The sequence below is a fragment of the Parablautia muri genome (assembly GCF_009917485.1).
In the GTDB taxonomy this organism is placed as follows: Bacteria; Bacillota; Clostridia; order Lachnospirales; family Lachnospiraceae; genus Suilimivivens; species Suilimivivens muri.
Genome location: NZ_QZDT01000013.1, coordinates 49,462 through 62,767 on the forward strand (window position 1 = coordinate 49,462; position 13,306 = coordinate 62,767).

At 45.5% G+C, this 13,306-nt stretch carries 14 protein-coding genes; 4 read left to right on the forward strand and 10 right to left on the reverse strand.

Features of this window, described 5'->3' with window-relative positions; translation table 11 throughout:
- Positions 1 to 53: 53 nt before the first annotated feature.
- On the reverse strand, positions 54 to 1,415 hold the full coding sequence (locus D5281_RS09585; RefSeq protein ID WP_330584919.1) for an MATE family efflux transporter: 1,362 nt from the start codon (positions 1,413 to 1,415) through the stop codon (positions 54 to 56).
- A 304-nt stretch (positions 1,416 to 1,719) separates the two neighbouring features.
- Here D5281_RS09585 and D5281_RS09590 point away from each other — a divergent pair, with 304 nt between their 5' ends.
- Entirely contained in the window at positions 1,720 to 2,583 is an 864-nt protein-coding gene (locus D5281_RS09590; RefSeq protein WP_277935268.1) for an ABC transporter substrate-binding protein, read from the forward strand.
- 12 nt (positions 2,584 to 2,595) lie between these two features.
- On the forward strand, positions 2,596 to 3,012 hold the full coding sequence (locus D5281_RS25550) for a hypothetical protein (protein WP_277935269.1): 417 nt from the start codon (positions 2,596 to 2,598) through the stop codon (positions 3,010 to 3,012).
- A gap of 3 nt (positions 3,013 to 3,015) precedes the next feature.
- Here D5281_RS25550 and D5281_RS09595 read toward each other — a convergent pair whose 3' ends face one another.
- Positions 3,016 to 3,903 carry an AraC family ligand binding domain-containing protein gene (locus tag D5281_RS09595; protein ID WP_160559945.1) on the reverse strand — a complete coding sequence of 296 codons (888 nt, stop codon included), beginning with the start codon at positions 3,901 to 3,903 and terminating at the stop codon, positions 3,016 to 3,018.
- Positions 3,904 to 4,073: 170 nt separating this feature from the next.
- On the opposite strand from D5281_RS09595, the gene D5281_RS09600 reads away from it, so the two are divergent.
- Together D5281_RS09600 and D5281_RS09605 are read left to right on the forward strand one after the other, a co-directional pair.
- Complete coding sequence (locus D5281_RS09600) at positions 4,074 to 5,015, forward strand: alpha-amylase family protein (RefSeq protein WP_160559946.1); 942 nt, start codon at positions 4,074 to 4,076, stop codon at positions 5,013 to 5,015.
- A gap of 6 nt (positions 5,016 to 5,021) precedes the next feature.
- Positions 5,022 to 5,981 (forward strand): alpha-amylase family protein, encoded by a 960-nt coding sequence (locus D5281_RS09605; protein WP_160559947.1) that lies wholly within the window; start codon positions 5,022 to 5,024, stop codon positions 5,979 to 5,981.
- A gap of 56 nt (positions 5,982 to 6,037) precedes the next feature.
- Here the strand turns inward: D5281_RS09605 and D5281_RS09610 are convergent, their stop codons facing one another.
- The 8 genes from D5281_RS09610 to D5281_RS09645 all read right to left on the reverse strand — a co-directional run bounded on the left by D5281_RS09610 (position 6,038) and on the right by D5281_RS09645 (position 13,291).
- Entirely contained in the window at positions 6,038 to 6,457 is a 420-nt protein-coding gene (locus D5281_RS09610) for a GNAT family N-acetyltransferase (RefSeq protein WP_160559948.1), read from the reverse strand.
- 21 nt (positions 6,458 to 6,478) lie between these two features.
- Positions 6,479 to 7,255, reverse strand: a complete 777-nt coding sequence (locus tag D5281_RS09615) for an SDR family NAD(P)-dependent oxidoreductase (protein ID WP_160559949.1) — start codon at positions 7,253 to 7,255, stop codon at positions 6,479 to 6,481.
- Positions 7,256 to 7,316: 61 nt separating this feature from the next.
- On the reverse strand, positions 7,317 to 8,579 hold the full coding sequence (locus D5281_RS09620; protein WP_277935270.1) for an alpha/beta hydrolase family protein: 1,263 nt from the start codon (positions 8,577 to 8,579) through the stop codon (positions 7,317 to 7,319).
- A 76-nt stretch (positions 8,580 to 8,655) separates the two neighbouring features.
- A complete protein-coding gene (locus D5281_RS09625; protein WP_160559950.1) occupies positions 8,656 to 9,315 on the reverse strand; it encodes a hypothetical protein in 660 nt (219 codons plus the stop codon).
- A 48-nt stretch (positions 9,316 to 9,363) separates the two neighbouring features.
- Positions 9,364 to 9,858 carry a hypothetical protein gene (locus D5281_RS09630; protein ID WP_160559951.1) on the reverse strand — a complete coding sequence of 165 codons (495 nt, stop codon included), beginning with the start codon at positions 9,856 to 9,858 and terminating at the stop codon, positions 9,364 to 9,366.
- A 70-nt stretch (positions 9,859 to 9,928) separates the two neighbouring features.
- Complete coding sequence (locus tag D5281_RS09635) at positions 9,929 to 11,170, reverse strand: hypothetical protein (RefSeq protein ID WP_160559952.1); 1,242 nt, start codon at positions 11,168 to 11,170, stop codon at positions 9,929 to 9,931.
- A 32-nt stretch (positions 11,171 to 11,202) separates the two neighbouring features.
- Positions 11,203 to 12,051 carry an MBL fold metallo-hydrolase gene (locus tag D5281_RS09640; RefSeq protein ID WP_160559953.1) on the reverse strand — a complete coding sequence of 283 codons (849 nt, stop codon included), beginning with the start codon at positions 12,049 to 12,051 and terminating at the stop codon, positions 11,203 to 11,205.
- A 55-nt stretch (positions 12,052 to 12,106) separates the two neighbouring features.
- Positions 12,107 to 13,291 carry an alpha/beta hydrolase-fold protein gene (locus D5281_RS09645; protein WP_160559954.1) on the reverse strand — a complete coding sequence of 395 codons (1,185 nt, stop codon included), beginning with the start codon at positions 13,289 to 13,291 and terminating at the stop codon, positions 12,107 to 12,109.
- Positions 13,292 to 13,306 lie beyond the last annotated feature (15 nt).

The following is a 13,306-nucleotide window of genomic DNA, read 5'->3' on the forward strand; positions in this document are numbered from 1 at the left end:
CCATAGCATTGGTTTATTCCTCTCAAGGGGGACTGTCCGCCTGACAGTCCTCCTTAAAGCTGAATCTTCTTTTGCGGAGAAATTTTTGTTTCCCTTCTATAAATAAGAGCAGCCGCCAGCGCTGTGACAAACTCCGTAAAGGCAAAAGCAAGCCAAACACCATTTGCGCCCATAACCCTGCTAAGCAAATATGCCGCCGGCATAATCACAAGCACATACCGCATCATTGAGATGATCAGGGATGAAAAGCCCTTTCCCAACCCTTCCAGCGCGCCGGAACAGGTGATGGAAATCGCCGATATGGCAAATCCCAGGCTAATCCTATGCAGCGCCGTTCTTCCAATCTCTATTGTCTCGGCACTATCCGTAAATAATCCAATTAATCTTTCCGGAATCACCCATGACAGCCCCATTCCAAGCAGCATGATTCCCATATTCATTGTTAGCGCAATACGAAAGATCTTTTTCACACGTTCGTGCTCCCCTGCGCCAAAGTTATATCCTATTAAAGGTCTTATCCCCTGTATGATTCCATTTGCAGTCAGATATATGAATGTTTGCAGCTTATAATATACCCCTAAAACAAGTACATACTTTCCCGAAAAGTCTACCAGAAGCCTATTTAACACAGAAATCAACAAGGATGGGAGCGCCAGGTTCAGCGTTGCCGAGGTGCCAATGACATATAATTTCTTTAGGATCGTTTTATCCAAACTCACATAGCTGCGGCCTACCCTTACCGGCATATGACAAATAGCATAAAACATCAGATAGGAAATAAGCGTAATGCACTGCCCGATTCCTGTAGCATATGCAGCTCCCGCCATGCCCATTTTAGGAAAAAAGCCGATTCCCAAAATCATGAGCGGATCTAAAATAATATTGGCAACGCAGCCGGACATCATACAGATCATGGTGGCCTTCATTCTTCCCATAGCCTGAAAAATTTTCTCAAAAGATAAGCCTACCGTAGTAATTGACGCAAATAGAAATACCCTGTTTGAATAAGTCAGCGCCAACGCTATCATCTCCTGGTCTGATGTAAAGCTCCTCAAAAAGAAAGGCATTCCCACAATGCACACACTCATCATCAAAATCCCATGTAGAAAGCTGAGCAAAGTCCCCAAGGTTGCCGCTTTGTTTGCCTGCATTTCATCCCCGGCCCCCAGGTAAAATGCGATGACTGCGTTTATGCCAACCCCAAAACCAATGGCAATCGCATTGACCAGATTCTGTATCGGAAAAACAAGGGCCAGCGCAGTCATAGCATCTTCACTCACCTTCGCCACAAAATAGCTGTCAATAATGTTGTACAAAGCATTCACTGCCATAGAAATTACCATTGGCAGCGACATAGATAATACCAGCTGTAATACATTTTTTTCTTTCATAAAAGTTTGATCCGTCATTTTCATATCAATACCTCCTCCATATTGCAAGCTATTTTTCGGTGTTTCCACACAAAAAACACACAATTACGTAACGTAACTGTGTGGCGAAAAAAAGAATTCTCTTGAAAAATCCACTCCCGTAAGGGTTTTATAAATTTTATATACCATATATCAGCGAAAAAATCAACTCATTATTCTATATTTGCCAACACATAAATCCATGTACAAAACCCCTCTTTTTTTATATAAATATGTATAAAGAAACGCAAGCACAAGGGAACAAAATTTCCAAGTTTCCAAAAATTGAAATGATAAGGAGGATATACATATGAAAAAACCAATTACACTTGTTCTGGCCTTCGCCATGGCGTTTTCTCTAACTGCCTGCGGCGGTTCTAATGATTCCCCGTCTGAGGGCGCCGCAAGCGGCGGCGATGGCGATGGCGTCACCTTTACTATTTTCAATTCCAAATCCGAGATTCAGGAATATCTCGAAGATGCCGCTGCAAAATACTGTGAGGAGAATGATGTCAACATTGAAGTCTACTATTCCAATGACACAGTGGCAGCCCACCTTTCCGTAAAATATGCTTCAAATGACCCTTACACCCTTGCTATGACCGATGCAAAGGATATCTATTCCCTTGGCGTGGAGCACGGCTATGATATGAGCGGCCAGGATTGGGTTGACAAAACCGATTATGCGATTACCGTAGATAACAAGGTTCTTGGATTCCCTGTCTGTATTGAAGCCCGCGGTATGCTTTACAATGCAGATGCCATTGAGCGCGTTACCGGCGAAACATTTGACCCTGCCTCCATTACAACCTTAGATGAATTTACCGCCTTTTTAGATAAGCTGGTGGCAAACGGAATGGAAGCTCCAACCGCTATCTTAAAACCCGACTGGTCCCTGGGCGCACACTATTTGCAGCAGGTATATGAGGAGCGCAGCGATGTGGATGGATTTGTTAATTCCCTGTATGCAGGAAGTGCGGACTTAATCAACGATGCGAAATTCAATGCCCTGATGGATACCTTTGATGTGCTTATGAAGTATAATACTTTTGCTTCCGGTCCAATCTCCGCAGAGGATGAGCTGGTTCATCAAAAAATGGCTGAGGGCGAAATTGCTTTCCAGTTCGGCGGATGCTGGGAATGGAATGATATCATTGATTTTGACTATACATGAAATATCGGTATCATGCCGGTTCCTCAAAATGTTCAGGATGATTACACAGGCTGCCTTGTAGGAGGAGGTTCCAAATATTTCTACATTGACGGCAGTGAGAACACAAGCGATGAACAGCGCCAAGCAGCCTCAGACTTCCTGAATTGGCTGGTAGATTCTGAAGATGGGCAGACCCTAGTATCAGACACATGTGGTATGATTTCCGCCTTCTCCAATAATACTGTCACCTGCACCAATGATTTGGGCAACGCCGTAAAGAAGTATGTTGACGAAGGCAAGCTGGTTCCAAACTATGATTTTGACCCGGATGACCATTATTCCAAGGTCGGCGCTTACATGCAGGAATACCTTGCAGGACGAATTGATCGGGCAACATTGGCCGGCAATATCGAAGACTATTGGTCTTCTACCACACCGGTAGAGCGCTAAAGATTAGTCAGCTCCGGATTCCATAAGGATTTTAGCACGGTAATTTTTAGGGCTTAGCCCGTATGCATTTTTGAAAATCTTGGAAAAGGTCAGGGGATTTTCATAGCCGGCCTTTTCCGAGATCTCCTGAATAGACAGCCCGGTTGTGCGCAGAAGCATAGCGCTTCTCGCCAGCCGGTAATTCAGCAGATACTCCTGCGGAGAAACATGCAGCTTTTCTTTAAATATATGGGCAAGATAGTACCTTGAAATTCCAAGATATGATGCGATATCATTGACACGAATCAGGCTGTAGCGCCTCTGGATATATTCCACGGCGGAATTTACATAAACATCGGATGAATAATCATAAGAAGCTTTTTTCTGAGGGCTGTCTGTTTTCCTGTTCCACGAATCCACCAGCAAAGCCATAGCTTCATAAAGCTGGGAGGTTCTGCCAAGCTCGTTTACAACCGTTAATTGGTGAAAGCTTAATATTTTTTCTATGATGGCCAAAAACTGTTCCGGTTCAACACATGCATCGCGGATTGGACTTTTGGCAGTGATGCCTGCTTTTTCCATGAAATATGCCGCTCTTGTACCGGCAAAAGTAACCCACGCATAGTGCCATGGATTTTCCTCATCCGCGTAATAATAGTGCTCTATACCCGGTATAAGGGTAAAGATTTGACCACGCCGGAGGGAATAGGACTTGCCGCCCATTTTCACTACCCCTTTGCCGTCTAAAATAATATGGACATGATATTCGCTGCGGGTCATAGGGCCAAAGGATTTATCCGGTTTGCACCGCTCTATCCCACATTCCACCAGATAAAGTTCATCATTGTCTTTTACGGCATTTCTAAAATGGCGGAAATTCGCGTCAATTCTGTAATTTTCAGTGATATCCATCAAAATTCTCCTTAGAAAATGCGATTAAAGTCTATTTTGCTTAGACTAAACCTCTATTCTTGCCGATTTATTGTTTATTTATCATGCAACAGCCTCCACAAATTGGGGCATGAAGCTGCTTCTTTCTAGATTTTACATGAACTGCCGCAAAAAAGAAAGGAAAAACCACCATGAATTATAAACTTCACACAAACGGCCAATGGGATATACTGGGAAACAATATACACCTGAAAAATGCTTATCCCGCCATCAACGGCCTGCCTCTTTCTCCGGTCAGTGTATCGGTGGAAAATGATTCCGTCCTTTATCGTCTGGAAAAAGGGCAGATACAGCTAAATTTTCTAAAAAAAGATGACAAGGTGGAGGTTACCTGCACCCTCTGCGGCCTAAGAGGAATCCATGACGTAGAACTGCTTGCAAACGCATTGGCAGACCATGCGGAACATGTATTTATCCAGGGACTGGGCATGCAGGGGCCCTCCGGCTGCCATCCCATCACAGGCCGTGGCCAATCCAATGCCAGCTCACCCAATCCAAATTCAGATGAAGCACAAAAGGCCCCCTTTATCTCCCATGGGCTGATTTCTCTTTTCAATGATGACGGAGCCTTTTTCGTATATGCGCGGGATCACCGTCATTATATCAATTGCTATCAGGTAGGCGTTACCCAAAATTTGTTTGCGGGCGAAGCAGTATGTTTTTCGGGCGGCTTTAATCTGGAAAATACGGCTGGTGATACGTTAACCCTTCCCACCCTCTATTTTGCCGAAGAAGAAAATCTTTTTCCCGGACTGCAGAATTGTGCAAGGGAAATTGCCCAAACTATGAAAGCCAGAACCGCTATGCCGCCGGTTTTCCACTGGTGCAGCTGGTACTATCTCTACCAGAACCTGAGCCAGGAACTGCTGGCAGAATACTTAAAAGAATTTCAAGTTATAGAAAATGTGCCCTTTCACTATATACAGATAGATGCCGGATATGCACCCCATACAGGAGACTGGCTGCTGCCAAATCACTTGTTCCCACAGGGACTGAAAGAGGCGGCAAAAAGTATTCTTGACGCCGGCTATCATGCCGGAATCTGGGTTGCTCCGTTTATTGTGGGGGATTAATCAGAATTGTTCCAAAAGCATCCTGACTGGGTCCTTCATGATTTGGATGGAAAACCTATCGCCCGGCTGCAAAGCTATAATGAGCCTAAGATGTGGGGCAGCTCTGACTGTAACTATTATGTACTGGATACCAGCCATCCGCAGGCGCTTGCTTATTTGGAAGAAGTATTTTGCTCCTTAAGAGATTGGGGGTTTTCTTTGTTTAAAACCGACTTTATGCTGTGGAATATGTTTGACACTTCCAGGGTAAAACGTTATGACGCAAGTCTTACTTCGGTGGAAATCCTTCGCAATACGCTGAAAGTCATCCGGCAGGCTATCGGAGAAGAAAGCTATCTTTTAGGATGCATTGCTCCTTTCCTCCCCTTCATTGGCTATGCGGACGGCATGCGGATTGCCGGGGATGTGGGGGCACAGTGGGCGGAGGATTACGGCCCCATTAATATGCTCAGGGAGTTACAGGCAGATACGTATTTTAACCATATATACTGGCAGAATGACCCGGATTCCGTTCTTCTTCGAGACTTTGCCATCCATCTAAAGCCCCATGAGATCCGCAGCCTTGCACTGCTCCAGGCTCTTTCCGGAGGAGCCGTCACAACCTCCGACCCGATTCACAGGATTTCTGATGAGCGGCTTAAACTGCTGCATTTCATTACCCCGCGTGAAAAGGTATGCCCACAGCTTCCATATTTCGGAAAGGAACGGCAGGATATCGTTCTTTTACATATATTAAAACAGGGAAATCTATTGTTTACCATGAATCCCACTGACAGGCCTCTCACCGTTGTTTATCACTTTGGGGAGTTATTTCAGGAAAGGGAATGGTATGTGAGGCCATATGGAAGTAATATGACGGAAAAGAGGGAATGGTATACGGCTACACTAAATCCCCATGATTCTGTCCTGCTTTTTTTGACCAGACAGCCTTTAGAGCAGGTGCCTGAGAATTTGTGGGATTGGTGATATAAGAAGGACAGTCCGCAAAGCGTGCTGTCCTTTGTTTTTTACTATCACAGGCCTTATAATTTCTTCGAAAAATGACACTCTCCATCTTCTCTATACCCGAGTTTCCTATATACGGCCTGGGCGGTCTTGTTATCTTTTCCTGTAAGCAGTCCCCATTCATGGGCGTTATAATGGCTGGTTACATAGGTTTCTGCGAAGCTGATCATGTTGCTTGCAATCCCTTTTTTTCGATATGCCTGCGCTACATATACTTCCGTAATTTCCGGCATATATTCATCATAGCAAAATGACTTTTTCAGCTGGACGCAGATAAATCCCACAATTCCCCCATCCTCCTCATCCACTACAACAATTTCCTGCCTGTTGTCTAAAAGGGATTTTTCGATATAGGTGCGGGACGCACCCACCCCGTTAAATTCATCGTTCAGAAGCTCCAATTGCGGAGCATCCTTTGCTGTTGCCAAACGTACCATAAACATTCCTTTCAAATTTAATCACACAAGGCTTAATCCGCCGCTGACATCCAGAACAGCTCCCGTAATGTAGGCGCTCTCCTCGCTTGCAAGAAAGCAGATTGCCTCTGCCAAATCCTCCGGCGTGCCCATTCTTCCTACCGGAATACAGGAAAGCATACCAGAGGTGTCTTTGCCCTTTGGTTCAAGTGCCGGTCCGTTATGGGGCAGACGCGCTATTGCTCCCTTCTCTATACAGTTTACAGTGATTCCTTCCGATGCCAGTCTGGCCGCACAGTTTTTACCCAGTGCCGCCACCGCCCCCTTCGCCACAGCATTCGTAAAGCTCTCTAATCTTCCGCCGCGCACTCCTTCCACCGTAGTCATAAAAATTACCCGCGGCGCCCTGCTCTGACGTAAATACGGCAATGCGCATTTCAGCATGGAATAGCTTCCCCCAAGCAGATGTCCCACTTCTTTCAACATAAAATCTGTATCCACCAAGTCTATGCTATCCTCGAAACCATCTCCACCCGTATTACAAATTACTACATCTATAGAACCATACTCTTCAAAAATCCGTCTGTATACTTCTTCATCCGGTATAGGGGGATTCTGACAGTTACCATCCTGCACTGCCCCGCATTTTCCCGGGTATGCCAGTCCTTCCATCTCTCTAATCAATTTCTGTGCCTGTGCGGGCTGATGGGTTAGCATAACTACATCCATACCGCCCTTACACAAAGCTTTTACCGCCGCAACACCATCTCCGCCGCTGGCTCCGGCGAAAACACATGTCCTCTTTTCCAGTGTCTGCATGTTTCACCTCATTTCTGCATTGTCTTTCTCATATTTTTCCATGCGCAACTTCCGTAATGGTTCACATTACTGTCTTCTCCAGCCATCCATCCACATAATCAAAGCAGTTTTTAACCGTATCTCCAAACTGCCCTTTGTATTCCTCCGCATCCTCCTGGGGAACAAAGTTGTGGGATGCTCCCTCCACAAAAGCGATTGTCTTATTCCCGCTTGCCGCATTCCGGTAAATCTGTTCGGACGCCAAAAACTCATAGCTTCCTGTCATACCCATCAGCAAAAGCGGCGCTCTCACATGCCGAATATTTCCCGGCGTGCAGCTAAACCCTGAATCCCATTCAATACCATAAATATGTGTTTCATCATATCCAAACCCTTTTGTACGGATGCAGGAACATGTAAGGAAGGTTTTGATTGTTGTCATATCGGTTGCCATCCTGTTTACGGTAACCATATTCCGGTCAAAGTGCGGTTTTCTCAAGGATCGAATCACTTCATTGGTAACGGAACCATCCCCATGAATCAAGTCATATTTCCCCTGGGTATGGGAAAGATATCGAATATCCTGCGGAAACAGCTTATTGTTAGGCGCAATCTGGGAACCTCCTGCTATGACAAAAGGCTCATCATCATCAAATTCCCCCTCGCCCTTCTCAAGCTTCTCCAGTCTCTCCAGTGCATAGTCGATCAATTTCTCATTTCTTTTTTCCTGTGCTTTGTGGAAATTCTTCACAAATTCCTCCAAATAATGAGCACCCTCCGAAGCGTAACCATTGGCAGGATCAAACAGCTCAAATCCGGGCTTTAGATTCCGGCTGGAGGACTCTTTCACAATACTTGGTTCAAGGCTGACCAAAGTCATAATCCCATTCCCCCAATTAGAGTCCAACAGCATAACCGCATCCGCCTTGGAAAATGGTCCCACATCCTGCATTTTTACAATCATACCTTCGTGTTGGAATACCTGTACTCCATTTTCCGCAACCGCCTGATACGCACTCATAAGTGTTGCGCCTCCGCTATGTCCAAGCAGCACGATTTTTTCAATCTCCGGCAGTTTCTTTAAGTATGCAATCGCACGTCCTAAATCCTCCAGTTTGTTTTCAAAAGGCCCTCTGGAACAGGTCACATTCGAAGCCAGAACCGTATAGCCGCGTTTTGCAAGTTCCGGCGCCGGAATAAATCCATAATAGTCGGCATCACTGTGCATCAGCATAATACCGATCTTCCTTTTGCCTGTCTGCTCCGCCGGCTGATAAAGCACAGCCCCCTGGCTATGTGTAAACTGATGATAAACATTCCTGACTTCATAGTATTTTTGTTCCATGTATTTTTCCTCCGTTTCTTCACTGTCTCTATATCTGAAGCTAACAGCCCCGCAGCTGGCTGGCGGGGCATTAAACTTAAAGGTCAATTTGATTTGATTGTTCGGGAGCCTTATTGGGGCTCAGAAAAGAAGCATATCTGATTTTCTTCTCCGCCATATAAATTTCCATACACATGCCTGATGCGCCAAGAGCAGAAACCAGGCAGGCCAGTTCCCCGCTTATATCTTCCTTCATGTGCAGCAGAATATATATAGCCGTAGTCACAGATATGCCAAACAAAGCGCCTGATGTCCATTTCACAGCTTTTTTCAACTTATCAACACAATGATATTCATACAGCGTCATATTTTCGCCTGCAGTCATATAATGAAATAAACAGCACAGCGTCCAAAATAAGCTGGCAGTGGAAACAGCTTCTGCCGTAGCAACATACCAGCTGTAATTACTTGGCACATTGCGTGTGGCACAGAAAAGAAACAATAATAAGGACATTCCAAAGGAAATGCAATAAAACGTACGGATCCAAATACGCTGCATATGATTCAACTCCTGTTTGTGATAAACGCCCGTATAGACCCGTTCAATCTTCCTCCTGCCATTAGGTTTTTCGACTAAATATTCTGAATATCCTTCAAAGTAACGGCGATATCCCTTGCTGTGGAAACCAGCGCTCTCCGGCATACCGCCCGTCTGCCTCCATTCCCTTTTTTTCGTATATTCCTTCAATGATTTCATTGCAGCCCCCAGGCCGCCGTTTTTAAGCAGCATAAATCTATACCTTCATCATTCCTGTTCTTCGGAAAGAAATTGAATCTGTCCTTCCAATCCCTTCCGTACCATAAGCTCATTCAGCGCATTGTACAGGTTACGGGTTACGTCTGTGCTTTCATAATTGAAAACGACCACATCCTCCTGCGTTGTCAGGACAATATATTTTTTTGCCTTATGGAGAATAAACAGATGGTACTCACCCCAGCGCTCATTTTTCCAAAGCCCTGCCGCACCTTGATTGGTATCTGTCCCATCAACGACCTCCCCAAAATCAATCGCATCCAGAAGCTCTACGGAAACCAAATCCTGATAGTTGACAGTAATCTTCTCGCCTGTGCATCCTGTTATTGAAACAGCATCCTCCTCCGATAGCACATAAACCGTTTCATTCGTCCGGTTCCGTGAAAAAAAGAAAAAAACTGCCAATATAATAACACACATGAAAATTGAATTATTTCGATATTGGATAAAGGGGTTCTTCTGTCTGCCCGGTTGATTGAATTCCATTTGTTTCCTCTCCTGAAATCACTTTTGTCTTCTTGCTGCCTTACAATATGGCGTCATATAAAACCACTTTTTATCCCTCTAAAAGGCTGACAGCCGCATCTACAAATTTCTCCGCCGCTCCCGGCATAAGCATGGAGGACTGTGCCTCATTGGATGCATAATCATAGCTTGCCTGATCCGGCATATATTTCATGCCGCCGTTTAAAAGACTGACAATCATAATATGTTTTTTGGGCAGCTTATCCCGAAGCTGCTTTTCCGTAATGCAATTGATTTCCGGCTTACATCCTACAAAAGCAATATCACCGATTTCTGCCGTGCTGACTGCAAGTTCGGTGGCACCGTCTGCTTCAAATACTGCTTTTTTTCGCGGCTTAAGCTCCATTCTGGGCTTAGTCCCATGGTGAAAGCCTCCTGTCTGCAGCCGGATTTCCTCTGCTTCGATTATGTCCTCTATTTTATCAGCTATTGCCATAGCATCCTCCGCCATTTCCCGACCGATTTCCTCCACAATCGCAAATCCGGCTTCTACTCCCAAATCCACCGTTCTCACCTGTCCATCCACTATTTCATCATACATTGCAGTCTTTCGCGGAATCTGATCTCCTGAAGCCGCCATGCAAAACAGCACCGCTGCTCCATACTTTTCTTCCATCAAAGTACATGCCCGGCCGGGCACATCTGAGGAGATGAGCCTTTCATTCTCCTGCATCTGTGAATTATCCACTGCACATGGCTTGATATCATAGCTGATCAAAAAGGCAATCGGCTTCTTTTGCATATCCATCACTTTCAACACGGTCATATCACGTGTGGAGAATCCCTCCGGATTTATCCCTATCCACCATCCAATATCGCTTTGAACATCACGGCAGCAATTTGTGTAAGATTTTCCGCAGCCAATGCCAATCCTGGCTTCTTTTATGGAATCCGCCGCCTGCATTGCTGCTTCTTCCGTTGCCCGCAGCAGCGCCAAGTCAAATAATTCTGTTTCTTTCCGGGCTTTTTCCGTATCAGGATTCATACCCGGTCCTCCCGGCGCATGCGGTGTTGTAATCGCATGTGTCATATGCAACCATACATTTTCAACCTTCATATGCAAAGTTTCCGCTATGAGTTCTCTGCATTTCAGGATTAGGCTATCCGGCAGCATAACAATCTCATAGGACGCAATGACCCATTTTTCTTTCTTTTCCATATAGAGGATACGTACATGTGGATCATCATGAACCCCCTTAAATCCCTGAAACGGGAACAATTCCTCAGAAAATCTGATGATCCCTGTTCCCGCACCGGCCTTAAAATTAACCATACATCTGCTCCTTTCCCGGAATTTTTGTTCTTTCAGGTTCCTTTCACCACATTATATACCGCCGGATCCTTCAAATATCTTTTGCTAAACATAATTTCCACATCTTTATACCGGATAAATCCTTTATCCGCCGGATCATGTGCAGACAAATCCGGAGGTGTATCAACAGGGCCCTTGACGCCATCTTCTACAGGTCTTTCTCCCATCTTCGGCGGCTCGTCCACCTCTCCGTCCAATGCCCGCAGCGCCGCCATCATTGCATGGTCGGCCATGCTTGCCCTGGCAATCTCTCTGCCATGCCCATATGCTACCCAGTCAAACTCATTTCTCCGCTCCAAAAGCTTAGCCACACTCATCACATAGCGCAGCATGCTTGGCTGCGGGTCTACACACTTATATTCCAAAGGCACCATAGACGCCAGATTATCCCCCGTAAAAATCACTCTATATGTGCTGTCAAGCCATGCGACAGAGTCAGGGGAATGCCCGTCCATACGGATTGCCTCAAAGGTTCTTCCGCCAATATCCAGCACAAATCCATCATCCACCACCACAATTTCATAATCTACGGGATAACGTTCGATAGGCTGCCCGCCATTGGGTTCTTTTGCTATTTCCGCAGCCAGCCTTCCCATATATGCTTTATCAAAATAACCGTTCAATCCGGTATGGTCAAAATGCCCATGAGTGGAAAGCGCTGTCCTGACAGGCTTTCCACATAGCTTCTCACAATATTCCCGCAGATTACCATAAGAATCCCCCGTATCAACCACAACCCCCTGCTCATCTCCTGCACACAAATAAGCCGTAGAGCCGTGGGAAGTAATCAGCCATGTATTGTCAAGCACCTTTTTTGACTCAAAATAAAAATTATTATCCATCCTAAACCTCCATACTGTCAATTACAATGACATATTCCATTCTATATTCCAAACTTCAAGACTTCTTCTGCGCGAACAGCCACTCGCGAATTGCATCCACACAATATGCATAACGCCATGTATTCACATGATGTTCACCGCCGTCACTGTGCCAGCCGTCTGCCACTGACTCTATTGCATAAGGAGTATAAAACATATTTGCGCCTGTCGCAATCAGTTTTTCAGCCTTAGCGGCAAGCTCCTCATTTGACGCTTTGGCATCCCAGATTTCCCTTGCAATTCCGGCGCCGTCCCGCTCCAGCCCTACCAGAATTTGATTCATCCCCGGGAAAGCTTTGGCATCTCCCATTGAATTGATAAACCAGAAATTTTTCTTTTCCAATCCACTGCCGGAAAAAAGCCTTTCATCCCATTGACCTGCAACAAACAAAGATGCCGCGAACAAGTCGGGATATCTGAGATTCAAAACCATGGATGCCATACAGCCCATAGACTGGCCTGTTGTATAAAGACGGTCCGTATCAATATGATACTCTTTCACAATTTTGTCCAAAAGACGTTTCCCCACTTCCAGCCTGTGGTCCACATTCCAGTCATCGTCCACAATAGAAGGAATATCGTACTGTGGGGCGAGTACAAAACAAGGATGCTTTTCCTGTGCCTTTTGCGTTATCCATATAAGGGCGCCAACCCCCTGTGCCAAAGTGCATTCCGGCTGTTTTCCGCACACAGAGGCATCATGGATAAACTGGACAAGGGGATAGCTTTTCTCCGGATTATAATCCTTCGGAATATACAGATTATAAGCAAGTCCCTCAAAAGATCCCTGTACGAAATCATCTGTCAGCTCATTCAAAACCATATTGCTTACATCAGCCGCAGCCGCAGGAATATCCTCCCCGCTTTGGCCGCGCAGGCTCTCTGCCTGCTCTACGGAAAGCTGCGGCTTTATCACCTGCGCACCACGCCCCTCCCATGGATTACCGCCTATATAGGTTAAAGCGCCCTGTTCCTCCGGAAAAAGCTCTAAAATCACAAACCTTCCGTCACCGGGTTTTCCGTTTTCTTCCGGGCTCGCATATGCTGCCGTTACGGTCCGTCCCCCAACACGAAATACAGAGTCTGATACAGAGCTGTTTAAAATAACCGTGTCATATTCCAGCACGGCTCTGATACATTTCTGGCCTTCAAAAAATACCCTTGTAACCGCCGTAATCTTTTTGATATGTTTATTCTTCATATTTACACCTCCTGC